This is a genomic window from Methyloversatilis sp. (assembly GCF_030698125.1).
Taxonomy (GTDB): Bacteria; Pseudomonadota; Gammaproteobacteria; order Burkholderiales; family Rhodocyclaceae; genus Methyloversatilis.
In genome coordinates, this window is the sequence record NZ_JAUYNV010000026.1 from 1 (window position 1) to 25,614 (window position 25,614).

Below are 25,614 nucleotides of genomic sequence, written 5' to 3' on the forward strand. Positions count from 1 at the left end.
GGGTCCGCTCCTACGAAAAACGTCACCCGTTGCGAGGCCGTCGCGGTTTTCGCAGGAGCCGTCCCACGGTCGGCCCTGCATGGCCGACCGGCTCCACGGGCGGCGAGCCGTGCTCGCCGAAACCCCCGCTCCGCCCCTGCATGCGATCCGGTCAGCGTCCGTGCTCGAAGAAGTGCAGCAGCCGTTGCGGCAGCCAGTCGAGATGACCTTTCGGTGCACCGCTCACGTAGCCGACGTGACCCCCCTGCGCGGTGTATTCGGGCAGTACGTCTGACGACAGCATCTGCGGCGTGGCCAGCGACCAGTCGGGCACCATCGGGTCGTTCAGCGCCTGCAGCAGCAGAAGCGGCACGCGCACCTCGCGCAGCAGCGGGCGCGCCGAGCAGCGCGTCCAGTAGTCGTCGGCATCGCGGAAGCCGTGCAGTTGCGAGGTGACGGCGTCGTCGAAGGCCTTGATCGACGCGCTGGCGGCGATCGCTGCGGCATCGAGCACGCCTGGAAACAACGCGGCCTTGTGCAACGCACGCGGCTTCATCGTGCGCAGGAAATACTGCGTGTAGATGCGGTTGAAACCCTGGTCAAGCGCCCGGCCGGCGGCACCCAGATCGACCGGTGCGCAGACCGATGCCGCGCTGCGCAGCCACCGCGATGCGCCGTGGCCCTGCTCACCCAGCCACTTGCACAGCACATTGCCGCCGAGCGACACGCCGACCGCATGCACCGGCTGTCCCTGCATGCGCGGCACGACACGCGGCAGCAGCCAGTCCAGTTCGGCACTGTCGCCCGAATGATAGGCACGCACCAGCCGGTTCGGTTCGCCGGAACAGCCTCGCGCATGTACGACCACGCCGTTCCAGCCGCGCGCATCGACGGTACGCATCAGCGCCCGTGCGTAGTGGCTTTCCGAACTGCCTTCCAGCCCGTGCAGCAGCATCACCAGCGGTTGCCGCGCACGCCGCGGCAACCAGTCCAGATCGATGAAGTCGCCGTCGGGTGTGTCGATGCGCTCGCGTGCCAGCGCCGGCAGCGGTGGCAGGATGAAGCGGGGCCAGATGGTCTGCGCATGGCCGCCGGGCAGCCAGTGCGCGGGGCGAAAGCGGGGCGGCGACACGCTCAGTGGAGGATTTTCGGCGGGCCCGCCGTCTCCTGTGCTGCCGGCGCGGCGGAAGCGTGGTGCAGCACCATGTGCCAGCCGAGCGGACCTCGCAGATAGACGTTGGTCACGATGAGCAGCGGGCGCGACGCGCGGTCACCCGCAGCGCTGCACTGTTCGTTCAGGCTGTGGATGGACTGCAGCACGCCCTGCATGATCTGCGCGTTGATCACCTGTACATCGACCCGGGTACCGGCGAACACGCGCCGCCAGGCGTCGCGCACCTTTTCATAGCCGCTGGCGCGCGGGCAGCCGGCGAGCGCGCAGATGATGTCGTCCTCGTCGCCCCACACCGCCATCATGGCTTCGATGTCGCCCCGCGCGCGTGCTTCGTAAAAGGCCGCTTCGGCTTCCTGAGGCGTCGCGAAAAAAACCTTGCGGGGCATTTCCATGGGCGGGGGGTCAGTGGCCGGCGGGCGCCGGGCCGTTGTAGCGGTAGCGTGTGCCGCAGTAAGGGCAGGCGGTCTCGCCGGTCCTGGTCACGTCGAGGAAAACACGCGGATGACGCGCCCACAGCGGTGCGCCGGGCAGCGGACAGTGCAGCGGCAGATCGCTCGCACCCACTTCGACGTCGCGCGCGCGGTCGCGGCTGGAATCACTCACGGCTTGGTTCATGGCAGATGTGCTCCCGGTTCAGATCTTGGTCAGCCAGCGGTGGTACTCGGGCGCGCGGCCATTGACGATGTCGAAGAAGCGCGCCTGGATTTTCTCGGTGACCGGACCGCGCGTGCCGCTGCCGATGACGCGGTTGTCGAGTTCGCGGATCGGTGTCACTTCGGCGGCGGTGCCGGTGAAGAAAGCTTCGTCGGCGGTGTAGATGTCGTCGCGGGTCAGTCGTTTCGACACCACCTGATAACCGAATTCGGCGGCGATCTCGATCACCGACGCGCGTGTGATGCCAACCAGTGCCGAGGCGATTTCCGGTTCGTAGATCTTGTCGTCCTTCACCACGAACAGGTTTTCGCCCGCACCTTCGGCGACGAAGCCATCGACGTCGAGCAGCAGTGCCTCGTCGTAGCCGAGGTCGGTCGCTTCCATGTTGGCGAGGATGGAATTGGCGTACGTACCCGAGTACTTGGCGCGGCACATCGATACATTGACGTGGTGGCGCGAGAAGGACGAGGTTTTGACCCGGATGCCCTTCTTCAGGCCGTCCTCGCCCAGGTAGGCGCCCCAGGGCCAGGCGGCGATCGACACATGCACCGAGGCGCCGCGCGTGGAAATCCCCATCTTTTCCGAGCCGAAGAAGGCGATCGGCCGGATGTAGCAGGATTCCAGCTTGTTGGCGCGCACCACTTCAAGCTGCGCTTCCATGATTTCCTCGCGGCTGTACGGCATCTTCATCATGTAGATGTGCGCCGAGTTGAACAGCCGGTCGGTGTGTTCCTTCAGGCGGTAGATCGCGGTACCGATTTCGGTGTGGTAGGCGCGCACACCCTCGAAGACGGCCAGACCGTAATGCAGCGAGTGGGTCAGTACGTGCGTGGTGGCCTCGCGCCAGGGCACCATCTTGCCGTCGTACCAGATAAAACCGTCGCGGTCGGCCATCGACATGAGAAACACTCCAGAGGATTGCGATAAGCGCGCGATTTTAGCTGATGCGCGCAGTACGGCGACGGTCATCGCAGCGGCTCGCGTTAAAATCCACCGATGAGCGAACGCATATGGAAGCCCAATGTCACGGTGGCCGCCCTGATGGAGTACCGGGGCCGCTTCCTGATGGTGGAAGAGGAAACGTCGAAGGGGCTGATGCTGAACCAGCCGGCCGGTCATCTGGAAGAGGGCGAGTCGCTGGTCGAGGCGTGTGCCCGCGAAGCGATGGAGGAAACCGCTCATCCTTTCGTGCCGCAGGCGCTGGTCGGTGTCTATCAGTGGCGCCGGCCCGACGGCGAAGTCACCTACCTGCGCTTTGCGTTTTCCGGCGAAAGCGGCGAGCAGATCGCCGGCCGCGCGCTGGACGACGGCATCGTGCGCGCCTTCTGGATGACGCCCGAAGAGATCGAAGCGAGTCGCGAGCGCCATCGCAGCCCGCTGGTGTGGGCGTGCGTCCAGGACTGGCTGGCCGACGTGCGCCTGCCACTGGCGGTCGTACGGCACTTTTCCTGATGCGGCGAGTGCTGGCGGGTGTGCTGCTGTGCAGTGCGCTGCAGGTTCAGGCGGCGCCGGGCATGGCGCAGGGCCTCGAATTCGACATCTGCTACAACTACGGCTGCCTTGTCGTGCAGACGGTCAGTCTTGCGCCCGAACAGCGCGCCGTGCTGGTCGGTGAAATGCTCAAGGCGAGCGATGCCGCTGGCGAACGCGCGCAGCTGGAGTGGGTGATCGCGCGCATGTACCGCTGGGCCGGCGAGCAGTCGCCGATCGGCGCCGACCGTGCCGGCGACTACCTTGATCTGGGCGCCGACGGGCGCATGGACTGCATTGATCACGCGCACACCACCACCGTCATGCTCGAACTGCTGCAGGAAGCGGGCGCGCTGCGTCACCATCGGGTGCTGGAGATCGCGCGGCGCACCAGCTGGGTCATCATGCAGCACTTCACCGCGGTGATCGAAGACACCGAAAGCGGCCGACGGTACGCGGTCGATACCTGGTTTCGCGACCACGGCGAACCGCCGGTCGTGATGGACATGGAACACTGGAAGAATGGGGGATATCCGGATGACTGGAATGCACGGCGCTGAAACAACGGCCGAACCGGGTGAAACCGTGGTCGTGGGCATGTCGGGCGGCGTCGATTCGTCGGTGTCGGCGCTGCTGCTCAAGCGCGCCGGCTACAAGGTGGTCGGCCTGTTCATGAAGAACTGGGAGGACGACGACACCGACGAGTACTGTTCGACCCGGCAGGATCTGATCGACGCCGTGTCGGCGGCCGACGTGATCGGCATGGACCTTGAAGTGGTCAATTTTTCGGCCGAGTACAAGGACCGCGTGTTTTCGAGTTTCCTGCGCGAATACCAGGCCGGCCGCACACCCAACCCCGATGTGCTGTGCAACGCCGAAATCAAGTTCAGCGCCTTTCTCGACCACGCCATGCAGCTCGGCGCGAACCGCATCGCCACTGGGCATTACGCCCAGGTGCGCGAGTTCCAGGGCCGCTTCCAGCTGCTCAAGGGCGAGGACGGCAACAAGGACCAGAGCTATTTCCTGCACCGGCTCAACCAGGCGCAGCTGTCGCGCACGCTGTTCCCGGTTGGTCACCTGCCCAAGCGCGACGTGCGCCGCATCGCAGCCGACGCGGGGCTGGCCAATGCAGGCAAGAAGGATTCGACCGGCATCTGTTTCGTCGGCGAGCGGCCGTTCCGCGAATTCCTGCAGCGTTACCTGCCGGTCACGCCGGGCGACATCCGCGATCTTGATACCGACCGCGTGCTCGGCCGCCACGAAGGCCTGATGTATCACACGATCGGTCAGCGCAAGGGGCTGGGCATCGGCGGACTCAAGGGCATGGCGGACGACGCCGGTGAGCACGACGCGTGGTACGCGGTGCGCAAGGACATGGCCAGCAACGTGCTGTACGTGGTGCGCGGCCATGATCACCCGGCACTGCTGTCCGGACGGCTGGTGGCGGGCGACCTGTCATGGGTGTCGGGCGATCTGCCGCACACGCACTGGGTGTATGCGGCAAAGACCCGTTACCGGCAGGCAGATGCGCCGTGCAGCATCGACGCGGTCGATGATTCGCGCTGCGACATCGCGTTCGCCGAAGCGCAGTGGGCGGTGACGCCGGGCCAGAGTGTGGTGGTCTACGAGAGCCGGGTCTGTCTGGGCGGCGGTGTCATCACCGCTGCCGGCAAAGCGGCCTGAGCGGTTCGTAGTGGCCTGCTTGGCGCTTGCCTTTGCCTCTGCCTTATTCGACCGGTACGGTTTCGGCGAGTGACGGGCGCTGCATCAGTTTTTCCTGCAGCCTGGCCAGATTCGCGTGACGCTCGCGCCAGTCCAGTTCCGGAAAGCGGAAGTCCAGATAGCCGAGCGCCGAACCCACCGCGATGTCGGCCAGCGAAATGCTGTTGCCATGGCACCACGCGCCATCGCCCAGGTCGGCCGCCAGCGTGTTCAGTGCGCGATCAATCTTGCTGCGCTGGCGTGAAATCCAGCTCGCGTTCTGTTCGCTGACCATCCGGCGCACTTCCAGCACGATGGCCACCGCAGCATCCGTCATGCCGTCGGCCAGCGCCTCCCAGCGCTTGACCAGCGCGCGTTCGCGGGCGGTGGACGGCAGCAGCTTGTTGTTCGGCGCCACGCCGTCGAGGTACTCGACGATCACGCGCGAATCGAACAGACAGGTGTCGTCATCAAGCACCAGCACCGGAATCTTGCCCAGCGGGTTCACATCCGGGACGCCCGTGCCTTCGAGCCAGGGCGAGTCGAGCACGAATTCGCAGTCGATCTTCTTTTCTGCAAGCACCACGCGCGCCTTGCGCACATAAGGACTGGTGTAGGAACCGACGAGTTTCATGGACAGCACCGATGGAAGATCACCCGAGTATAGCGTCCGGGCCGTTCCCGCAAGGCGGGGTCCTCGTGCGGTGCATGATAAAATTCGCGCCGCGCTGCCCGGGCAGATCTACTCCGTGGCCTTCCATTCCTTCCTTCCCGCAGGTTCTTCATGAGTGCCCACACCCTCACCGCGCTGTCGCCGCTGGACGGTCGTTACGCCGCCAAACTCGATCCCTTGCGAGGTCATTTCAGTGAGTTCGGCCTGATCCGCAACCGCGTACGCGTCGAAATCGCGTGGCTGCGCGCACTGGCTGCGGATGCGCAGATCGGCGAAGTCGCCGCCTTCTCGCAGGCGACACTGGACGAACTGGACGCCGTCGTACGCGATTTCAGCGTCGAGGACGCCGCCGCGATCAAGGCGATCGAGGCGCGCACCAATCATGACGTGAAGGCGATGGAGTACTGGCTGAAGGACCGGCTGGCGAACAACGCCGAAGTGACCGGTGTATCCGAATTCATCCACTTCGCCTGCACGTCGGAAGACATCAACAACGTGTCGCATGCACTGATGCTCAACGAGGCGCGCGCCGACACGCTGCTGCCGGCGCTCGATGGCGTGATCGCGTCGTTGCGCGCCATGGCACACGAATTCGCCGCGTTGCCGATGCTGTCGCGCACGCACGGCCAGCCGGCCAGCCCGACCACGCTGGGCAAGGAAATGGCGAACATCGCCGCGCGCCTGATGCGCGCCCGCACGCGCGTCGCCGCGGTCAGCCTGACCGCCAAGTTCAATGGCGCAGTCGGCAACTACAACGCCCACCTGTCGGCTTATCCGGACGTCGACTGGTCGCAGTTCAACCGCGTGTTCATCGAATCGTTCGGGCTGGAATTCAATCCGTACACGATCCAGATCGAGCCGCACGACGCGATGGCCGAACTGTTCGACGCCATGTCCCGCGCCAACGTCATCCTGCTCGACGCGGCGCGCGACTTCTGGATGTACATCTCGCTCGGCTACTTCCGCCAGAAGCTGAAGGCCGGCGAGATCGGCAGTTCGACCATGCCGCACAAGGTGAATCCGATCGACTTCGAGAACGCCGAAGGCAATCTGGGGCTGGCCAATGCGCTACTGCGTCATTTGTCGGACAAGCTGCCGGTGTCGCGCATGCAGCGCGATCTGACCGATTCGACCGTGCTGCGCAATATGGGCGTGGCCTTCGGCTACACCGTGCTGGCGCTGGATTCGCTGGCGCGCGGGCTGGGCAAGCTGGTAGCCGAGCCCGATACGCTGGCCGCCGATCTCGACGCCTGCTGGGAAGTGCTGGCCGAGCCGGTGCAGACCGTGATGCGCCGCTACGGTGTGGCCAACCCGTACGAACAGCTGAAGGAGCTGACGCGTGGTCGGGGCATCACGCGCGAAGCGCTGCAGACGTTCATCGGCGGTCTCGATATTCCGGCGGCGGAGCGCGAACGCCTGCTTGCGCTGACGCCCGCCAGCTACATCGGCGACGCGGCCCGTCTGGCTGCCGCTATCTGAGGAACATCATGAGTTTTGCCGCAACCCTCAAAACCCTGCCCGGCGTGTCGCATCTGGCGGCGCTGCAGTTGATCGATGCCGCCGGAGAAGTGGTCGCGACAATCGAAAACAAGCCCGGCCAGGCGGGGTCGCTGGCGGTGTACAACCACCTCGCGCAGTTGCATGGCGCGATCACGCCGGATGCATCGAAGCAGGGGCTGGACCTGTATGGCGAGCACACGGTCGATGCGCGCGCCAATCCGGGCAAGCACCCGAACATCGACCGGCTGATCGTGCTGGTCGAGGGCGATCAGACCTTGCGCGTGAAGCAGGTGTTCGCACAGCCCTGAGCGGTTCTTTCGGCGGGGTGCAGCGGATGGCATTCATCCGCCGGTGCAGTCACGTGGATTTGGGTCAGTTGTTGGGCATCGCTGCGCTCACCCCAACCTACTTGACGCACCTCCGGAGCCCGCCTCGAGCGCAGCGACGCATGTGCGAGCGCCGCGATGCCCACGGCGACACCCCGTAGGTTGGGGTGAGCGCAGCGATGCCCAACAGCTCAGCACCGTACGTCAGCACGAACGCCGCGCCGCCCACCGGGCGGCACCCGCAGGTTGGGGTGAGCGCAGCGATGTCCAACAGCGCAGCACCGTACGTCGGCGCGAACGCCGCGCCGCCCACCGGGCGGCACCCCGTAGGTTGGGGTGAGCGCAGCGATGCCCAACAGCTCAGCACCGTACGTCGGCACGAGCGCCGCGCCGCCCACCGGGCGGCACCCGCAGGTTGGGGTGGGCGCAGCGATGCCCAACAGCGCAGCACCGTACGTCGGCACGAACGCCGCGCCGCCCACCGGGCGGCACCCCGCAGGTTGGGGTGAGCGCAGCGATGCCCAACAGCGCAGCACCGTACGTCAGCACGAGCGCCGCGCCGCCCACCGGGCGGCACCCCGTAGGTTGGGGTGAGCGCAGCGATGCCCAACAGCTCAGCACCGTACGTCGGCACGAGCGCCGCGCCGCCCAACATGTTCAAGATCAGGTTCACTGCGGGCCGTCATCCGCCGGAAAGGACAGTGATGTCCGGCGGGCGTTGATTCGCCGCTCATGCGGAAGGTGCTCATTCAACGCGGGCCCGAATGCGTATGTGCTCCCGCATCCATTCCCCAGCGCGGTTGTCGAATCAAGACAGCAGTGCTTGATGGCGGACGAGGTGGCGACCCCTCACGAGACCGCGCACCGTACGCACCAACCGCGCTTTTCAAGCGGCCGGGAGGCGATTCAGACTACCGCTTCGTCCTTGCGCTTCGGCGGCTTGATCAGCTGTTCGCGCTTGACACCCAGCCACATGGCCAGCGGGCAGGCGACCAGCACCGACGAGTAGATGCCGAAACAGATGCCGATGGTCAGCGCGACCGCGAAGTAGTGCAGCGCTTCGCCGCCGAACAACAGCATCGACAGCACCATCATCTGGGTCGAACCGTGCGTGATGATGGTGCGCGAGATCGTGCTGGTGATCGCGTTGTCCATGACTTCGGCGACTGACAGCGTGCGCTTGCGGGCATTGCGGAACACCTCGCGAACGCGGTCGAACACGACCACCGACTCGTTCACCGAATAGCCCAGCACGGCCAGCACGGCCGCCAGCACAGGCAGCGAGAACTCCCACTGGAAGGCGGCGAAGAACCCGAGGATGATCACTACGTCATGCAGGTTGGCGATGATGGCCGATACGGCGTAGCGCCATTCGAAGCGCATGGCCAAGTACGCCATGATGCCGCAGATGACGAACATCAGCGCCAGCGCGCCGTCTTCGGCCAGTTCCTTGCCGATCTGCGGGCCGACGTATTCGACACGTCGCAATTCAGGCTTCGGACCGTCGCCTGCGCTGAGCGTAGCGATCACCTGCTGGCTGACCTTGGCGGAATCGACGTCCTTGACCAGCGGCAGCCGGATCAGCACGTCGCGTGCTGTGCCGAAATTCTGCACCTGCGGTTCGCTGAAGCCACTGTCGGTCAGTGCCTTGCGCACGCCCTGCAGGTCGGCGGCTTCGCTGTACGAAATTTCCATCAGGGTGCCGCCGGTGAATTCCACCGACAGATGCAGGCCGCGCGTGGCCAGGAAGAACACGGCCAGCAGGAAGGTGATGAACGAAATGACGTTGAACACCAGCGCCTTGCGCATGAAGGGGATGTCGCGCCGGATGCGGAAGAATTCCATGACTGTTCAGATTTCCTTGGTGGCGGCTCAGAGGTTGGCGCCCGGTTTCCACACGGTGCCGATCGACACTTTTTCCAGCTTGCGGGCGCGCCCGTACACCATGTTGACGATGGCGCGTGACACGACGACGGCGCTGAACATCGAAGTCAGGATGCCCAGGCAGTGCACGACGGCAAAGCCGCGCACCGGTCCGGACCCGAAAACGAGCAGCGCGATGCCGGCGATCAGCGTCGTGATGTTCGAATCGAGAATGGTTGCCCAGGCGCGCTCGTAGCCGGCGGCGATCGCCGCCTGCGGCGTGACGCCGTTGCGCAGCTCTTCGCGGATGCGCTCGTTGATCAGCACGTTGGCGTCGATCGCCATGCCCAGCGTCAGCGCGATGGCGGCGATACCCGGCAGCGTCAGCGTGGCCTGCAGCAGTGACAGCAGCGCAATCAGGAACAGCAGGTTGGCCGCCAGCGCCGTGGTCGAGATGAAGCCGAACACCGCGTAATAGAAGATCATGAACACGGCGATCGCCACGAAGCCCCACAGCGTCGAATCGAAACCCTTTTCGATGTTCTCGGCGCCGAGCGAGGGGCCGATGACCCGTTCTTCGATGATTTCCATCGGTGCCGCCAGTGCGCCCGAGCGGATCAGGATGGCCAGCGTGTTCGTTTCCTGCGGCGAGAACTGGCCGGTGATCTGGAAGCGGTCGCCGAATTCGCCCTGGATGGTGGCAACCGAAATCGCCTCGCCGCGGCCCTTTTCGAACAGCAGGATGACCATCAGTTTCTTCAGGTTTTCGCGCGTGACCGTGCGCATGATGCGGCCGCCGGTCGCGTCGAGCTTCACTGCCACGGCCGGGCGGTTCGAATCGTCGAACGAGGCCTGGGCGGTTTCGAAGCGTTCGCCGGTCAGGATGACCTGCTTCTTCACCGGCACGTTCGAAACGCCGCCGCTGCGCGAATTTTCCGGATAGACCTCCAGCCCTTCCATGTTGCCGCTGGTCATCGCCTCCTGATCGACCAGCCTCACTTCCAGCGTGGCGGTGCGGCCGATCAGGTCCTTTGCCTTGGCCACGTCCTGCACGCCGGGCAACTGCACGACGATGCGGTCGGCGCCTTGCTGCTGGATGATGGGTTCGGCCACGCCCAGTTCGTTCACGCGCTTCTGCAGCGTCAGGATGTTCTGCTTGATGGCCGATTCACGCAGGTCCGTCTCGGCCAGTTCGCTCATGCGACCGGTGTACAGATAGTCGGCACCGGATTGTCCCGGCGTCCACACCATTTCGGGCAGCGCCTTTTCGGCTGCGCTGCGCGCGGCATCGCGACCGACCGCGTCGCGGAAGCGCAGAACGATGGTGTTGCCCTCACGCGAAATGCCGCCGTGGCGGATGTTCTTTTCGCGCAGCTGGGTGCGCAGGTCGGATGACATCGAATCCAGCCGCTTCACGATTGCGCCCTGCATGTCGACCTGCAGCAGGAAGTGCACGCCGCCGCGCAGGTCGAGGCCGAGATACATCGGCAGTGCGCCGACCGAACGCAGCCAGTCCGGTGACTTCGACAGCAGGTTCAGCGCCACCACGTACTTGCCGTCGGCCGGATCCGGATTGAGCGCCCGTTCAAGCACGTCGCGAGTTTTCAGCTGGGTGTCGGTGTCGGCCAGGCGCACGCGCACGCCGGTGGTGTCCAGCGTCAGACCCGTGTGTGCAATGGATGCGTCCTTCAGCGTCGATTCGACCTGCGTCATCAGGGCAGCGTCGATCTGCACGCCGGTGCGCGCGGTCGATACCTGCACGGCCGGCGCCTCGCCGAAGAAGTTCGGCAGTGTATAGACCAGGCCGAGTATCAGCGCCACGATCACCAGCGCGTTTTTCCAGATCGGATAGCGGTTCATTGCGGATTCTGAATGAGGAGTGGAAGGCCGGCAGGTCTGCCGCCGGCCGCAGCCGGACGGATCAGCACGGGATCAAAGTGCCTTCAGCGTGCCCTTGGGCAGCACCGTGGCGATCGCCTGCCGCTGCACGGCGACTTCGACGTTCGGCGCCAGCTCGACGCTGATGAAGTTGTCGCCGACCTTGGTGATGCGGCCGGCCATGCCGCCCTGGGTGACCACTTCGTCGCCCTTGGCCAGCGCTTCGATCAGCGCCTTGTGTTCCTTTGCGCGCTTCATCTGCGGGCGGATCATCAGGAACCACAGAACGACGAACATCAGCAGGATGGGCAGCAGTCCCATCAGGCCACCGGTGGGGTCGGCGGCGCCTGCAGCCTGAGCGTAAGCGGGGGAAATGAACACGTTGGACTCCGTTTGCGCGAATGGTAAAGCGCGCGAGTATATCAGCCGGGCCCGGACCGTCCCGGGCCGACAGATTTGCTCACACTCCGCGCTGCCGGTCGGCGAGGAAGGCGGCGGACCAAGGCGCGTAACGGCCGGTTTCGATCGCTTCGCGCGCCTCGCGTGTGAACTGCTGGTAGAAGTGCAGGTTGTGCAGCGTATTCAGCCGTGCGCCCAGCATTTCGTTGCAGCGGTGCAGGTGGTGCAGATAGGCACGTGTGTAGTGGGTGCACGTGTGGCACTCGCAGGACGGGTCCACCGGCCCCGTGTCGTCCTTGTAGCGCGCGTTCTTCAGCTTGATGTCGCCGTAGCGCGTGAACAGCCAGCCATTGCGCGCATTGCGGGTGGGCATGACGCAGTCGAACATGTCGATGCCGTGCGCGATCGCATTGATCAGGTCCTCCGGCGTGCCCACGCCCATCAGGTAGTGCGGTGCATGCTCGGGCAGTTTCGGCGCGGTGTGCGCGAGGATGCGCTGCATGTCGTCCTTGGGCTCGCCGACCGACAGCCCGCCGATGGCGTAGCCGTCGAAGCCGATGCTCTCGAGCGCGGCCAGCGACTCGTCGCGCAGCGTTTCATGCATGCCGCCCTGGACGATGCCGAACAGCGCGTTGTCGTTGCCCAGCGCGTCGTGTGCGTCGCGCGATCGCTGCGCCCAGCGCAGGCTGAGCCGCATCGACGCCGCCGCCTGATCGAGATCGGCCGGGTAGGGCGTGCACTCGTCGAAAATCATCACCACGTCGGAATTCAGGTCGTGCTGGATGCGCATCGACTCTTCCGGCGTCAGCAGCAGCTTGTCGCCATTGATCGGGCTGGCGAAGCGCACCCCGTCCTCGCTGATCTTGCGCAGTGCGTCGAGCGAAAAGACCTGGAATCCCCCGGAGTCGGTCAGTATCGGCCGGTCCCATCCCATGAAACGGTGCAGCCCGCCGTGCTTTCGGATGACCTCGGTGCCCGGGCGCAGCCACAGGTGGAAGGTGTTGCCGAGCACGATTTTCGCGCCCATGTCCTTCAGCTCCGCCGGGTCCATGCCCTTGACCGTGCCGTAGGTGCCGACCGGCATGAACACGGGTGTGTCGACCGTGCCGTGGGCGAGGGTCAGGCGGCCGCGCCGGGCGAGGCCGTCGCGCGCGTGCAGATCAAACTTCATCGTGGTCCTTCATGCGCGCCGGAATGAACATCGCGTCACCGTAGCTGAAGAAGCGGTAGCGCTGTGCCACCGCGTGCGCATACGCGGCGCGGACACGCTGCCGCCCGGCCAGTGCCGACACCAGCATCAGCAAGGTTGACTTCGGCAGGTGGAAATTGGTCAGCAGTCCATCGATGACGCGGAATTCGAAGCCCGGCGTGATGAACAGGCGGGTGTCACCGCTGCAGGCGGCGAGCGGCCCGGGCGCGCAGGCGGCGGCCGCCGATTCGAGGCAGCGCAGGCTGGTGGTGCCGACCGCGATCACGCGTCCGCCGGCCGATTTCGTGTCGGCGATGGCCTGTGCAGTGTCGGCCGACAACTGGAACTGTTCGCTGTGCATGCGGTGTTCCGCCAGATTGTCGGTGCGTACCGGCTGGAAGGTGCCGGCGCCGACGTGCAGCGTGACATGGGCACGCCGCACGCCGCACGCGGCGACCGCGTCAAGCAGCGCATCGTCGAAATGCAGGCCCGCAGTGGGTGCCGCCACCGAACCGGTTTCCCGTGCGTAGACGGTTTGATAGCGCTGTTCGTCCGCATCGGCGGCGGCGCGCTCGATGTAGGGTGGCAAGGGCAATCGCCCGTGGCGTTCCAGCAGTGCGGTCAGCGGTGTCTCTCCCAGGCTGCGCAGACGGAAGAATTCGCCGTCACGTCCGAGCACCTCGAAGTCAAAGGCATCTTCCATGCGCAGGCGGCTGCCGGCACGCGGCGTCTTGCTGGCGCGGACTTGCGCCAGGGCTTCGTATTCGCCGGTCAGCCGTTCGATCAGCACTTCGATGCGGCCGCCGCTGTCTTTCGTTCCGTACAGCCGGGCATGCATCACGCGGGTGTCGTTGAACACCAGCAGGTCGCCCGGCTCCAGCCACCGGGGCAACTCGCGGATGCGGCTGTCGGTCAGCGACGCCGGCCCGACGACCAGCAGGCGACTGGCGCTGCGCTCGGGCAGCGGAGCCTGGGCGATCAGGTCGTCGGGCAGGTCGTAATCGAAGTCGGACAGGGTGGGCACGGAAAGCGGCACAGGGTCGACCTGAAAGGCAAAGCCCGCGATTGTAGCGTCCGTCAGGCTTGCGCAGCGACCGGCCGGACACGCATAATCCGCCGCTCTTCCCTGCCGGGATGGCGGAATCGGTAGACGCAGCGGATTCAAAATCCGCCGCCGCAAGGTGTGGGGGTTCGAGTCCCCCTCCCGGCACCAACAAGCGCCAAGCTATAATCGCGCGATTTTTCGGGCGCTTTTCAATCCGTGCAGGTCTTTCGCGCAATCCCTTCTGCGGCCGATGCGCCGGTCGTCCTGACCATCGGTAACTTCGACGGCGTGCATCTGGGCCATCAGGCCCTGCTCGCTCAGCTCGTCACGCGTGCGCGCGAAGATCGTCTGCCGGCAGCGGTGATGACGTTCGAGCCGCATCCGCGCGAGTTTTTCACGCACGAGCGACGGCCGACCCGGCTGACCAGCCTGCGCGAGAAACTCGAACTGTTTGCCGAAGCCGGGGTGGACAGGGTGTACGTGTGTCGTTTCAATGCGCGGTTTGCGGCACTGAGCGCGCAGGCCTTCATCGACGACCTGCTGGTGCGCGGTCTTGGCGTGCGTCACCTGATCATCGGCGACGACTTCCGTTTCGGGCGGGGTCGGGAAGGGGATTTCGAGCGCCTGCGCGCGGCCGGCCAGCAGCACGGCTTTTCACTGGCGACCATGGCCACGATATCGGTCGATGGCGAGCGGGCGTCCAGTTCCGCGGTGCGCGGAGCGCTGGAACACGGTGATCTGGTGCGTGCCGAAGCACTGCTCGGGCGCCCCTATGAAATCAGCGGACGCGTCGAGCACGGGCAGCAAATTGGCCGCCAACTCGGTTTTCCGACCGCTAACGTGCAGATCAGGCAGCGTTCGCTGCCGCTGTCCGGGATATTCGCGGTCACCGTGACCGGCGCCGGTCTGCTGGGTGCGCAGGGCGCGGCCAGCGTGGGTGTGCGACCGACCATTGCCGACGGCCTGCGACCGACTTGCGAGGTCCACCTGCTGGACCGCACTGTCGACCTGTACGACCGTCGCGTGTCGGTGCGCTTCCGGCACAAGATGCGTGACGAGATGCGCTATGAAGGACTGGATGCACTGCGCGAAGCGATCGCGAAGGACGTGGCCGATATCCGCCACTGGTTTGCTGTACACACTCTCTGAAGGCTGAACATGGCTGATTACCGCTCGACGCTGAACCTCCCCGACACGCCGTTCCCGATGCGTGGCGACCTGCCGAAACGCGAGCCTGGCTGGGTGAAGCAGTGGCAGGACAGTCAGCTGTATCAGCGCATCCGCAAACAGTCGGCCGGCCGGCCGCAGTTCGTGCTGCACGACGGCCCGCCGTACGCCAATGGCGACATCCACCTCGGCCACGCGGTCAACAAGATCCTGAAGGACATCATCGTCCGCTCGATGACGCTGCATGGTTTCGACGCGTCCTTCATTCCGGGCTGGGACTGCCACGGCCTGCCGATCGAACACCAGATCGAAAAGAAGCATGGCAAGTCGTTGCCGCCGGCCGAGGTGCGCAAGCTGGCGCGCGCCTACGCGGCCGATCAGGTCGAGCTGCAGAAAAAGGGCTTCGTGCGGCTGGGCGTTCTGGCCGACTGGGATCGCCCGTACCGCACGATGGATTTCCAGAACGAGGCGGGCGAAATCCGCGCGCTGAAGGAAATGGTCACGAAGGGCTGGGTGTACCGTGGCCTGAAGCCGGTGAATTGGTGCTTCGACTGCGGTTCGGCGCTGGCCGAAGCCGAAGTCGAATACCAGGACAAGGGCAGCCCGGCGGTCGATGTGGGGTTCCAGATCGCCGACGCCTGCCGTCAAATGCTGGCGGATGCCTTCGGACTCGACGCACTGCCGGCCGGCAAGGTGCAGGCCGTGATCTGGACCACGACGCCGTGGACGATTCCGGCCAACCAGGCGCTGAACGTGAATGGCGAGCACACCTACGCACTGGTGCGGACGCCGAACGGCCACGTGATCGTCGCGCGCGATCTGGTCGATAGCTGTCTGGCTCGCTTCAAGCTCGACGGCGAGGTGGTTGCCACCGCGCAGGGCACTGCACTGGCGGATCTGCTGTTCCAGCATCCGTTCTACGTCCGCGATGTGCCGGTGCTGCTCGCCAGTTATGTCGCGCTGGACGCGGGCACCGGCATCGTGCATTGCGCGCCGGCCTACGGGGTCGAAGACTTCCAGACCTGGACGGCGCACGGGCTGGCGACCGAGGAGGTATTCGGTCCGGTGCAGGCCAACGGCGTCTACATCGATGCCCTGCCGCTGTTCGGCGGCATGCACATCTGGAAGGCCAATCCGGTCATCGTCGACACGATCGCCAAGGCGGGTGCGCTGCTGTCGCATGAACAGATCACGCACAGCTACATGCACTGCTGGCGCCACAAGACGCCAATCATCTACCGCGCGACGGCGCAGTTCTTCGTCGGCATGGACATCCGCCAGCCGGAGTCGTACACGCTGCGCGAATGCGCTGCGGCGGCGGTCGAAGCCACGGCTTTCTATCCGGAGTGGGGCAAGGAACGTCTGGCGGCGATGATCGCCAAGCGCCCGGACTGGTGCATTTCGCGCCAGCGCAACTGGGGGGTGCCGATTCCGTTCTTCCTGCACAAGGAAACCGGCCAACTGCACCCCGACACGCCGGACCTGATGGAGCAGGTGGCGCTGCGCGTCGAACGCGACGGTGTCGACGCCTGGTTCAACCTCGATCCGGCCGAGCTGCTGGGCGATGACGCGGCGCATTACGACAAGCTGACCGACACGCTCGACGTGTGGTTCGATTCCGGCACCACGCACTGGCATGTGCTGCGCGGCTCGCACCCGGACGGCCGGCGCGGTGATGGGGGACCGGTCGCCGACCTTTACCTCGAAGGCTCCGACCAGCACCGCGGCTGGTTCCAGTCGTCGCTGCTCACCGGTTGTGCGCTGGACGGCCACGCGCCGTATCGCGCGCTGCTGACGCACGGCTTCACGGTCGATGCCAGCGGCCACAAGATGAGCAAGTCGGCTGGCAACGGCATCGAGCCGCAGGAAATCGGTGACAAGCTCGGCGTGGAAATCCTCCGTCTGTGGCTCGCGTCGGCCGACTATTCGGGGGAATTGTCGATCTCGAAGGAAATCCTCGACCGCGTGGTGGAAACGTACCGCCGGCTGCGCAATACCGTGCGTTTCCTGCTGGCCAACATCGCCGACTACGATCCGGTTGCGCACAAGCTGCCGGTGGCCAAGTGGCTGACCATCGACCGCTACGCACTGGCGCTGACGCGTGACCTGCAGGAGCGTGTCGGCAACGATTACCTCGCCTTCGAATTCCACAAGATCGTGCAGGCGCTGCAGCACTTTGCTTCGGAAGATCTTGGCGGCTTCTACCTCGACATCCTGAAGGACCGGCTCTACACGACAGCGCCCGGCTCGCATGCCCGCCGCTCGGCGCAGGGTGCGCTGTGGCACATCACGCAGACCCTGGTACGCCTGATGGCTCCGATCATGCCTTTCACGGCGGAAGAAATCTGGACCGTGCTGGCCGAAGCAGGCAAGAACGGCCCGTACGCGGCAGATCTCGACAGCGTCATGCTGACCACGTGGAATGCGCTGCCGATGCAGGCGGATGAAGCCGCCCTGATGGAGAGCTGGGGGCGCATCCGCGCACTGCGTGCAGAATCGGCGCGTGTGCTCGAAACGCTGCGTGCCGAAGGCGGCATCGGTTCTTCGCTTCAGGCCGAAGTCGAAGTGCGCGCTGCTGGCGCGGTCTACGACGATCTCGCGGCGCTGGGCGACGATCTGCGCTTCGTGCTCATCACCTCCGGGGCGACGCTGGTCAAGGTCGAATCGGACGCGGAGCAGGGCGTCAGCGCGGTGGCGAGCGCGCAGGTCAAGTGCGGGCGCTGCTGGCACTATCGCGCCGATGTCGGCAGCAACCCCGAGCACCCCGAACTGTGCGGCCGTTGCGACAGCAATCTGCATGGCGACGGGGAAATGCGCAGCCACGCCTGACCACCATGACTGCGCGTTTTGCCGGTTGGCTGGCCGTCGCCCTGTTTGTCGTGGGGGCGGATCAGCTGACCAAATACCTGATCACGGGGTGGTTGTCCTACGGCCAGCGCTGGTCCGTGACGTCCTACTTCGATCTGGTGCTGGTGTACAACCCGGGCGCCGCATTCAGCTTTCTGGCCGACCATTCCGGCTGGCAGCGCTGGTTTTTCATCGTGCTGACGTCGGCGGTGTCCATCTGGCTCATTGCGCTGATGCGCCGCCATGTCACCCAGACCGTGCTGCCGCTGGGGCTCGCCTTGATACTGGGTGGCGCCATCGGCAACCTGATCGACCGCGTGGTGCTGGGAGCGGTCGTCGATTTTCTGTATTTTCATGCCGGGAGCCACGGCTTCCCGGCGTTCAACGTGGCCGATTCGGCCATCACTGCGGGTGTCGTACTGATGCTGATCGATCAGTTCTGGCTGGTGTCGCGCGCCGCCCGTGCGGAGAAGCAAGCATGACTGACAAGATCAAACCGGACAGCCTGGTGACCCTGCATTACCGCATGGCCGTGCCGGAAACCGAAAGGGCCGTGGTACGCGTGAGCACCTTCGATTCCCGGCCTGCGACCCTGCAGCTGGGGCGCGGCGAGCTGGCGCCGGCACTCGAAATCTGCCTGGTCGGCCTGGCGGTCGGCGATCACGAGGTGTTCGAACTGGAAGCCGGCGACGTGTTCGGTGATCATAGGGAAGATCTGGTCGAGCGTTTTGCGCGCGCCGACCTGCCGGACGATGTCGCACTGGCGGTGAATTCCATCGTCGAATTCATGGGCGAAGACGGCAACAAGTTTCCCGGCCTGGTGAAGGAAGTGGATGACAAGTCGGCGCTGATCGATTTCAATCATCCGCTGGCAGGGCGGGCAGTAAGCTTCGAGGTGCAGATCATCGGCATCCTCTGACGGAGGAAACATGGAAATACTGCTGGCCAATCCGCGCGGCTTCTGTGCCGGCGTCGAGCGGGCGATTGCGATCGTCGAGCGGGCGCTCGAGCAGTACGGTGCGCCGATCTACGTGCGGCACGAAGTGGTGCACAACAAGTTTGTGGTCGACAGCCTGCGTGCCAAGGGCGCGATCTTCATCGACGACCTCGAACTCGTGCCCGAGGGCGCCACGCTGATCTTCAGCGCACACGGTGTGCCGCGGGCGGTGCGCCACGACGCGGCGTCGCGCGGCCTGCGGGTGTTCGACGCAACCTGCCCGCTGGTGACCAAGGTGCACGTTGAAGTGGCCAAGATGCGGGATGCCGGCCGTGAAATCGTCATGATCGGGCACAAGGGGCATCCTGAAGTCGAAGGGACGATGGGTCAGACGGACGGTGGCATGTATCTGGTCGAAACCGCTGCGGACGTCGCCTTTCTGAACGTCAAGGACGCCGGCAAGCTTGCCTACGTCACGCAGACCACATTGTCGGTGGACGACGCGCAAGTCATCGTCGAGGCGCTGCGGGCCCGCTTCCCGGACATCGTCGGTCCGAAGCGCGACGATATCTGCTACGCGACGCAGAACCGGCAGGACGCTGTGAAATTCATGGCACCGCGCAGCGAACTGGTACTGGTCGTCGGGTCACCGAACAGCTCAAATTCGAATCGCTTGCGCGAGGTCGCGGAACAGTTCGCCGTGCCGGCCTATCTGATCGACAACGCGGCGCAGATCGATCCGTCCTGGCTGGCCGGTCTCAAGCGCATTGGTGTGACCGCCGGGGCGTCGGCACCGGAAGTGCTGGTCGATGAAGTGGTGGCGCGTTTGCGCGAACTGGGCGCCGCCTCGGTTCGCATGCTCGAAGGCGCGCCGGAAAACGTGAACTTTCCGCTTCCGAGAGAACTGGTGCAGGGCTGACCGACCTGTTGATTGGCGCGGACGGGCCCGCTTACATATACTGGAACCATGAAAACCACGTTGAACCGCGAACAAACGATAGATCTGCTGCGCAAGCACGGGGTCAATCTGACGCAGCCGCGTGTAGACATCGCCTGCGTACTGTTTTCCCGCATGGAGCATCTTTCGGCGGACCAGATCCTTGGGATGGTGAACGAAACCTCTTCGTCAGCCTCGAAGGCAACTGTCTACAACACGCTGAAGCTGCTGCGTGATTCCGGGCTCATCCGCGAGGTCATCGTCGACCCGACCAAGGTGTTCTTCGATCCGAACACCGAGCCGCACCACCACCTCTATGACATCGTGACCGGCTGCCTGACCGACATTCCGCAGCACGTGCTGCGCGTTGATGGCATGCCGTCGCTGCCGCCGGGCATGGTCGCCGATGGCATGGATATCGTCGTCCGCATGCGCCCGTCAGCCGCTGCCGTGTGACCGCTGCACCGATCCGTGCATTCTTCCCCGTTGCGTGCAGGTTCTCATTGATTTGAGTCGTGCCAACGGCTAACATGCGCGCTCTTTTTCGCCGCTGTAGCTCAGTTGGTAGAGCAGCGCATTCGTAATGCGAAGGTCGCCAGTTCGATTCCGGCCAGCGGCACCAGTAGAATCAAGCAGACAGGCCAGTTCCCCGGAACTGGCCTTTTTGTTTTGTGTCACGCGAATACTCGGCAGACACGTTGGAGCACAAAATCAGGCTGTCTGCCTTCCATCGAACCCAAGAAAAAAGGTGGTCGCGGCTATCGGCCACGACCACCTTTGTCTGACTGTGCATGGAGTGCGACCGCGGATGGTCGCGGGAGGCGATTCCGGCGTCAGGCGCGGAGCTCTTCGCGGATCATGGTGGTGCCGGAGATGGGCTGGTTGTTGCTGCGTACCGATGCCGTGACGTAGTGCATCGGCGCAATTTCATGGCGGAACAGATAGGACAGCACGCGACCGGGGTTCCAGGTATCGGGCAGCGCGATCAACACGGAATGTGCAGCATCGACATCGAGCGCGTTGTGCACCAGCCAGGCGCCGATCTGTTCGCGCAGCAGGAAGCGGGTTTTCAGCGGACTGGTCGCCAGCGTCATGCCCGGCGTCTCGGCCAGGCGTATGGCGAGCGAACGAGCGAGCGGAATCCAGTCGGTTTCGACGCGTTGTCCGTGGCAGGCTGCCAGCGCGGCATGTTCACGCTTGAGCACTTCGCACAACAGGGCCGCCAGCTCGCCGGCTGTCCAGTTGCGCAGACCTGCCGCTGCAACGGGCTGACCGTTGGCCCCGATTTCGGAGTGGCGCGACGCATTGGCCGAAAATCTCGGCCATGCCGCGTTTTCCCGCGCGGAGCGCAAAGCCGGCTCGTCACGCTGTTGGCGCGACGCCGACGCGCCTTCGTTCAAAATTGCACCCATGGCATACCTTTTGAGTTGTTGGTTCGATGGTAATGCTGCGATGTGTCATTCTTCAGAACTTAGGTCACCCGGACTAAGGGTTAACCCGGCCTGCTTCTTCAGTGCCAAAAACCCTGTCAGCGCCTTTTGCCCGGTCACAGGATCTTCGGCTCAGCCGCATGCAGACTGACTTTGCCGCGATGTTCAATCGTTGCGAACCCTTGTTCAAGGCAGTGTTCGAACGACTGCCCTTGCTGTTATCGACACGGAAGTTAACAAATGAAGAACTCTTTTTCGCGCGCCATCCATCTGCGTGACTACAGCGCGCCCGCCTGGTGGGTGGATACCATCGACCTTGACGTGTCGATCACCGACAACGGCGACACGATGGTTGGCGCAGTCATGCTTGTGCGGCGCAACGAAAACGCACCCCGGGCCGATCTGGAACTCGACGGCGAGGCGCTCGAGTTGATCGACGTCCGCGTTGACGACGTCACGCTGGACAACCCGGTCAGCCTGCTGAAGGACGGCCGGCTCGTGCTGACCGGTCTGCCGGACAGTTGCCGGCTGACCACCCGGGTGCGCATCCGGCCGGACGTCAATACGACGCTGTCCGGCCTGTTCCGCTCGAAGGACGGTTACTTCACGCAGTGCGAAGCCGAAGGCTTCCGCCGCATCACGTATTTTCCGGATCGGCCCGACGTGATGTCGCGCTACACGGTGACCCTGCATGCCAGCCGCGAACGTTTCCCCGATCTGCTGGCCAACGGCAATCTGGAAGCCAGCGGCGACGAGGCCGGAGGCCGTCACTGGGCGCGCTGGGTCGATCCGTTTCCCAAGCCGTGCTACCTGTTCGCCATGGTCGCTGCGAAACTCGACCGGCTGGACGACCGCTATACGACCGCCTCCGGGCGCGAGGTCGATCTGGCGATCTATGTCGAACCGGGCAAGCTCGACCAGTGCGATTTCGCGATGCACGCGCTGAAGAAGTCGATGCGCTGGGACGAGGAGCGTTTCGGCCTCGAACTGGATCTCGACCGCTACATGATCGTCGCCGTCGGCGACTTCAACATGGGCGCGATGGAAAACAAGGGTCTCAACATCTTCAATACGAAGTACGTGCTGGCGCGGCCCGACATCGCCACGGATGTCGATTACATGAACATCGACCGCGTGGTCGCGCACGAGTATTTCCACAACTGGACCGGCAACCGCGTGACCTGCCGCGACTGGTTCCAGCTGTCGCTGAAGGAAGGCCTGACTGTGTTCCGCGACCAGGAGTACGGCTCCGACATGTATTCGCGCGCCGTGCAGCGCATCCAGGAGGTACGCGGCCTGCGCGCGGCGCAGTTTCCGGAGGATGCCGGCCCGATGGCGCACCCGGTGCGTCCGGCCAGCTACGAGGAAATCAACAACTTCTACACCGCCACGGTCTACGAGAAGGGGGCCGAGGTGGTGCGGATGATCCACACGCTGCTCGGCGAAGACGGTTTCCAGCGCGGCATGAAGCTTTATTTCGAGCGCCATGACGGGCAGGCGGTCACCTGCGACGCCTTCGTATCGGCCATGCAGGACGCGAGCGGCGTCGATCTGTCCCGATTCCGTCGCTGGTACGAGCAGGCGGGCACGCCGACGCTGAAGGCCGCCGCCGACTTCGATGTCGCATCCGGCCGCTATCGCCTCACTCTGGCCCAGGACAATCCGCCCACCGCCTACGAGAAGCGTCTGGCGCAGGAAGGCATTTCGCTCGAGCGGGGCCCGCTGCACATTCCGGTTGCCGTCGGCCTGCTGTCGCCGGATGGCCGCGAAATCCTGCCGACGACGGTGCTGTCCCTGACCGAAACGTCGCAGACCTTCGACTTCGACCTGTCGACGCATCGCCTGACTCAAGCGCCGCTGCCGTCGCTGCTGCGCAATTTCTCGGCGCCGGTGACCTTGCTGTTCGACTGCCCGGACAGCACGCTGGCCACGCTGATGGCGCATGACAGCGATGAGTTCAACCGCTGGGAAGCCGGCCAGCGGCTGGCCACGAGGCTCATGCTCGCCGGTGTGGCGACCGTGCAGTCGGGCGGCGTGCCGGAGGTGCCAGCGGTGCCAGCGGTGTTCGTCGACGCCTTCACCGCCACCCTGGGCAAGGCGGAGCACGATCCGGCCTTCGCCGCCGAGGCGCTGGCGCTGCCGTCGGAAATCTGGCTCGGCGACCAGATGACGGTGATCGATCCGGATGCCGCACACCGGGTACGCCGGCTGTTCCGCCGTACGCTGGCGCAGGCCTTGCGCCCGCAGTTCGAGGCGCTGCTCGATTCGCTTGCCGTGACCGGACCGTATGTGCCCGACGCCGCGGCGATGGGCCGGCGTGCGCTGCGCAATCTTGCGCTGGGCTATCTGATGGAACTGGACGATCCGGCGCTGCAGTTGCGCGCGCTCACGCAGTTCCGCGACGCCGACAACATGACCGACCAGTCCGCGGCGCTGACCCTGCTGGCGCACAGCGAAACGCCGCTGCGCGAGATCGCGCTGGCCGAGTTCCTTGCGCGCTGGAAGCACGAAGCGCTGGTGGTGGACAAGTGGCTTACTGTGCAGGCGACGTCGCCGGCGGTCGGCACGACGGCACGCGTGCGCGAACTGATGGCGCATGAGGCATTCGACCTGAAGAATCCGAACAAGGTGTATGCGCTGGTGCGCACCTTCTGCGCCGCCAATCCGCTGCATTTCCATGCGGCGGATGGCTCGGGCTACAGCTATGCAGCCGGCGTCATCCGCGAGCTCGACCCGGTGAACCCACAGGTCGCCTCGCGCGTGGCGCGCGCCTTCGACCGCTGGCGCCGCTTCGATGACGGCCGCCAGGCGCATGCCCGAGCCGCGCTGGAAAGCATCGCCGCGCAGCCGGGTCTGTCGCCGGACGTCGCCGAGGTCGTCAGCCGGGCTCTGGCTTGAGCGCAGACGAAAGATTCAAGGGACATTACGCTGTTGGCGCTTCACCCGGCACCCTGAATCCTGCTGCCTGCATCGGCCTCAATCCGTAGCGATCATCGCCTCGAAGGCCAGCGCAGCCGGGCTGAGCGGACGGCGTGGCAGGCGCAGGCGATAGAGCTGGCGGCTCAACTGCACGCCGGGCAGCGTCAAGGTGGCGACCTTTCCGAGCGCGATCTGGTCGGCCGAACTGACCCGTGGCACCATCGAAACGCCGCCGCCGGCGGCCACGGTCTGGATGACGGCTTCCGTGCTGCCGGCTTCGATCAGTCGGGCAGGGCGGATGCCCAGCTTGTCCAGCCAGCGATTCACGACTTCGCGCGTACCTGAGCCGGGTTCGCGCACCACCCATGTGGCTTGCGACAGCGCCTCGACCGTGACCTCGCCGGCTTTCGCCAGCGGGCCGTCGGGCGGCGCGACGATCAACAGCGCCTCTTCGCGCCAGGGGCGTGATTCGATGCGCTCGTCTTCGACCGGGCCTTCCACCAGCGCGATATCGACCTCGCAGGCGAGCAGGCTTTCGGCAATGGTCTGGGTGTTGGCGCTGGTCAGGCTCAGCGACACGCCCGGATGCGCCTGGGCGAAGTCGGCCACGTAGCCGGGCAGCCAGTAGGCCGCCACGGTCATGCTGGCGCCGATACGCAGGCGGCCACGCTCCAGATCGGAATAGGCCTGCAGCGCTTCGAGCGCTTCGCGCTCCATCGCGAAGATGCCCACCGCGTACTCGAACAGCACCTGGCCTGCTTCGGTCAGCGAGACCACGCGCGCGCCACGTTCGATCAGCACCACGTCGAGCTGGTCTTCCAGCTCGCGCAGCGCCTTGGAGACCGCCGGCTGGCTGACGCCCAGATGTTCGGCTGCGCGGGAAAAGCTGGTGTGCTCGCCGACAGCGTGGAAGATGCGCAGAAGGTGCAGGTTCATTGCGGGACAGTCGATGGACAAGCCCGCATTGTTTCACATCGGTGCACGCGAAAAGGCCCGCGTGACGCGGGCCTCGGAAGGTCGCTGCAGACCGGCGGCGGTTCAGCCGGCCATCTGAACCGGAATGTGCCCGCGCTGGTTCACGATGCGGTTCTTGCCATCGACGTACACCAGCTTCGGTTCGAAGCGGGCCAGTTCGACTTCGGTGTATTGCGCGAAACAGGCAATGATCAGCAGGTCACCGGCTGCCGCCTTGCGGGCCGCCGCACCATTGACCGAAATGATGCCGGTGCCGCGTTCCGCGCTGATCGCATACGTCGAGAAGCGCTCGCCGTTGGTCACGTTGTAGATATCGATCGCCTGATATTCGCGGATGTCTGCCGCGTCGAGCAGGTTCTGGTCGATCGCACACGAACCTTCGTAGTGCAGTTCGGAATGGGTGGTCGTGACACGGTGCAGCTTGGACTGAAGCATGGTGCGTTGCATGGGCGCTCCTTCGATATCGCGCTGTTTCAACCACTGCACGTGCCGCAGCACGCACAACAGAGCGCTGCTGGAACACCACCGGCCCGGTGTCCATGGACTCCGGA

At 65.0% G+C, this 25,614-nt stretch carries 25 protein-coding genes and 2 tRNA genes; 14 read left to right on the forward strand and 13 right to left on the reverse strand.

The window, feature by feature from the left end:
- Positions 1-151: 151 nt before the first annotated feature.
- From Q8Q80_RS11540 to Q8Q80_RS11555, 4 genes are read right to left on the reverse strand one after another with little or no spacing between them, the layout of a single operon-like run.
- Entirely contained in the window at positions 152-1,111 is a 960-nt protein-coding gene (locus tag Q8Q80_RS11540) for a hydrolase (protein WP_371132751.1), read from the reverse strand.
- Between the two features lie 2 nt (positions 1,112-1,113).
- Positions 1,114-1,545 carry a nuclear transport factor 2 family protein gene (locus Q8Q80_RS11545; RefSeq protein ID WP_305633052.1) on the reverse strand — a complete coding sequence of 144 codons (432 nt, stop codon included), beginning with the start codon at positions 1,543-1,545 and terminating at the stop codon, positions 1,114-1,116.
- Positions 1,546-1,555: 10 nt separating this feature from the next.
- On the reverse strand, positions 1,556-1,768 hold the full coding sequence (locus tag Q8Q80_RS11550; protein WP_305633053.1) for a zinc-finger domain-containing protein: 213 nt from the start codon (positions 1,766-1,768) through the stop codon (positions 1,556-1,558).
- An 18-nt stretch (positions 1,769-1,786) separates the two neighbouring features.
- A complete protein-coding gene (locus Q8Q80_RS11555) occupies positions 1,787-2,707 on the reverse strand; it encodes a branched-chain amino acid transaminase (RefSeq protein WP_305633054.1) in 921 nt (306 codons plus the stop codon).
- 96 nt (positions 2,708-2,803) lie between these two features.
- On the opposite strand from Q8Q80_RS11555, the gene Q8Q80_RS11560 reads away from it, so the two are divergent.
- The 3 genes from Q8Q80_RS11560 to mnmA are packed head-to-tail and all read left to right on the forward strand — an operon-like array spanning position 2,804 to position 4,960.
- Entirely contained in the window at positions 2,804-3,259 is a 456-nt protein-coding gene (locus tag Q8Q80_RS11560) for an NUDIX hydrolase (RefSeq protein WP_257079488.1), read from the forward strand.
- The gene (locus Q8Q80_RS11565) at positions 3,259-3,837 is read left to right on the forward strand and encodes a hypothetical protein (RefSeq protein WP_305633055.1); all 579 of its coding nucleotides are present in this window, start codon (positions 3,259-3,261) and stop codon (positions 3,835-3,837) included. Before Q8Q80_RS11560 ends, Q8Q80_RS11565 begins: the two co-directional genes overlap by 1 nt.
- On the forward strand, positions 3,824-4,960 hold the full coding sequence (gene mnmA, locus Q8Q80_RS11570; RefSeq protein WP_305633098.1) for a tRNA 2-thiouridine(34) synthase MnmA: 1,137 nt from the start codon (positions 3,824-3,826) through the stop codon (positions 4,958-4,960). Before Q8Q80_RS11565 ends, mnmA begins: the two co-directional genes overlap by 14 nt.
- 43 nt (positions 4,961-5,003) lie before the next feature.
- On the opposite strand, the gene Q8Q80_RS11575 is transcribed toward mnmA, so the two are convergent.
- Positions 5,004-5,612, reverse strand: a complete 609-nt coding sequence (locus tag Q8Q80_RS11575) for a glutathione S-transferase (protein WP_305633056.1) — start codon at positions 5,610-5,612, stop codon at positions 5,004-5,006.
- A gap of 150 nt (positions 5,613-5,762) precedes the next feature.
- On the opposite strand from Q8Q80_RS11575, the gene purB reads away from it, so the two are divergent.
- Positions 5,763-7,130 (forward strand): adenylosuccinate lyase, encoded by a 1,368-nt coding sequence (purB, locus tag Q8Q80_RS11580; protein ID WP_305633057.1) that lies wholly within the window; start codon positions 5,763-5,765, stop codon positions 7,128-7,130.
- Positions 7,131-7,138: 8 nt separating this feature from the next.
- A complete protein-coding gene (locus Q8Q80_RS11585; RefSeq protein ID WP_305633058.1) occupies positions 7,139-7,459 on the forward strand; it encodes a DUF2322 family protein in 321 nt (106 codons plus the stop codon).
- 924 nt (positions 7,460-8,383) lie between these two features.
- Here the strand turns inward: Q8Q80_RS11585 and secF are convergent.
- The 5 genes from secF to queA all read right to left on the reverse strand — a co-directional run bounded on the left by secF (position 8,384) and on the right by queA (position 13,830).
- Positions 8,384-9,322, reverse strand: coding sequence for a protein translocase subunit SecF (gene secF, locus Q8Q80_RS11590; protein ID WP_305633059.1), 939 nt, complete (start codon positions 9,320-9,322; stop codon positions 8,384-8,386).
- 27 nt (positions 9,323-9,349) lie between these two features.
- On the reverse strand, positions 9,350-11,200 hold the full coding sequence (gene secD, locus Q8Q80_RS11595; RefSeq protein ID WP_305633060.1) for a protein translocase subunit SecD: 1,851 nt from the start codon (positions 11,198-11,200) through the stop codon (positions 9,350-9,352).
- A 72-nt stretch (positions 11,201-11,272) separates the two neighbouring features.
- Positions 11,273-11,599, reverse strand: coding sequence for a preprotein translocase subunit YajC (gene yajC, locus Q8Q80_RS11600; protein WP_305633061.1), 327 nt, complete (start codon positions 11,597-11,599; stop codon positions 11,273-11,275).
- A 79-nt stretch (positions 11,600-11,678) separates the two neighbouring features.
- On the reverse strand, positions 11,679-12,788 hold the full coding sequence (gene tgt, locus Q8Q80_RS11605) for a tRNA guanosine(34) transglycosylase Tgt (protein ID WP_305633062.1): 1,110 nt from the start codon (positions 12,786-12,788) through the stop codon (positions 11,679-11,681).
- A complete protein-coding gene (gene queA / locus Q8Q80_RS11610; protein ID WP_305633063.1) occupies positions 12,778-13,830 on the reverse strand; it encodes a tRNA preQ1(34) S-adenosylmethionine ribosyltransferase-isomerase QueA in 1,053 nt (350 codons plus the stop codon). The genes tgt and queA overlap by 11 nt, the downstream gene beginning before the upstream one ends.
- Before the next feature lie 104 nt (positions 13,831-13,934).
- Between queA and Q8Q80_RS11615 the strand changes: the two genes are divergently transcribed.
- The 8 genes from Q8Q80_RS11615 to Q8Q80_RS11650 all read left to right on the forward strand — a co-directional run bounded on the left by Q8Q80_RS11615 (position 13,935) and on the right by Q8Q80_RS11650 (position 20,361).
- A tRNA-Leu gene (locus Q8Q80_RS11615) sits at positions 13,935-14,019 on the forward strand.
- 48 nt (positions 14,020-14,067) lie between these two features.
- Positions 14,068-15,000, forward strand: a complete 933-nt coding sequence (locus Q8Q80_RS11620) for a bifunctional riboflavin kinase/FAD synthetase (RefSeq protein ID WP_305633064.1) — start codon at positions 14,068-14,070, stop codon at positions 14,998-15,000.
- A gap of 9 nt (positions 15,001-15,009) precedes the next feature.
- Positions 15,010-17,847, forward strand: a complete 2,838-nt coding sequence (ileS, locus tag Q8Q80_RS11625) for an isoleucine--tRNA ligase (RefSeq protein ID WP_305633065.1) — start codon at positions 15,010-15,012, stop codon at positions 17,845-17,847.
- Positions 17,848-17,852: 5 nt separating this feature from the next.
- Entirely contained in the window at positions 17,853-18,347 is a 495-nt protein-coding gene (lspA, locus tag Q8Q80_RS11630; RefSeq protein WP_305633066.1) for a signal peptidase II, read from the forward strand.
- Positions 18,344-18,784 (forward strand): peptidylprolyl isomerase, encoded by a 441-nt coding sequence (locus Q8Q80_RS11635; RefSeq protein WP_305633067.1) that lies wholly within the window; start codon positions 18,344-18,346, stop codon positions 18,782-18,784. The genes lspA and Q8Q80_RS11635 overlap by 4 nt, the downstream gene beginning before the upstream one ends.
- Before the next feature lie 10 nt (positions 18,785-18,794).
- Positions 18,795-19,721 carry a 4-hydroxy-3-methylbut-2-enyl diphosphate reductase gene (gene ispH / locus Q8Q80_RS11640; RefSeq protein WP_305633068.1) on the forward strand — a complete coding sequence of 309 codons (927 nt, stop codon included), beginning with the start codon at positions 18,795-18,797 and terminating at the stop codon, positions 19,719-19,721.
- Between the two features lie 48 nt (positions 19,722-19,769).
- The gene (locus Q8Q80_RS11645; protein WP_305633069.1) at positions 19,770-20,195 is read left to right on the forward strand and encodes a Fur family transcriptional regulator; all 426 of its coding nucleotides are present in this window, start codon (positions 19,770-19,772) and stop codon (positions 20,193-20,195) included.
- 90 nt (positions 20,196-20,285) lie between these two features.
- Positions 20,286-20,361: transfer RNA gene (locus tag Q8Q80_RS11650), tRNA-Thr, on the forward strand.
- Between the two features lie 211 nt (positions 20,362-20,572).
- On the opposite strand, the gene Q8Q80_RS11655 is transcribed toward Q8Q80_RS11650, so the two are convergent.
- Positions 20,573-21,151 (reverse strand): hypothetical protein, encoded by a 579-nt coding sequence (locus Q8Q80_RS11655; protein ID WP_305633070.1) that lies wholly within the window; start codon positions 21,149-21,151, stop codon positions 20,573-20,575.
- Between the two features lie 258 nt (positions 21,152-21,409).
- On the opposite strand from Q8Q80_RS11655, the gene pepN reads away from it, so the two are divergent.
- A complete protein-coding gene (gene pepN, locus Q8Q80_RS11660) occupies positions 21,410-24,067 on the forward strand; it encodes an aminopeptidase N (RefSeq protein WP_305633071.1) in 2,658 nt (885 codons plus the stop codon).
- Between the two features lie 78 nt (positions 24,068-24,145).
- On the opposite strand, the gene Q8Q80_RS11665 is transcribed toward pepN, so the two are convergent.
- Positions 24,146-25,024, reverse strand: a complete 879-nt coding sequence (locus Q8Q80_RS11665) for a LysR family transcriptional regulator (RefSeq protein ID WP_305633072.1) — start codon at positions 25,022-25,024, stop codon at positions 24,146-24,148.
- 102 nt (positions 25,025-25,126) lie between these two features.
- On the reverse strand, positions 25,127-25,510 hold the full coding sequence (gene panD / locus Q8Q80_RS11670; RefSeq protein WP_069040451.1) for an aspartate 1-decarboxylase: 384 nt from the start codon (positions 25,508-25,510) through the stop codon (positions 25,127-25,129).
- Positions 25,511-25,614 lie beyond the last annotated feature (104 nt).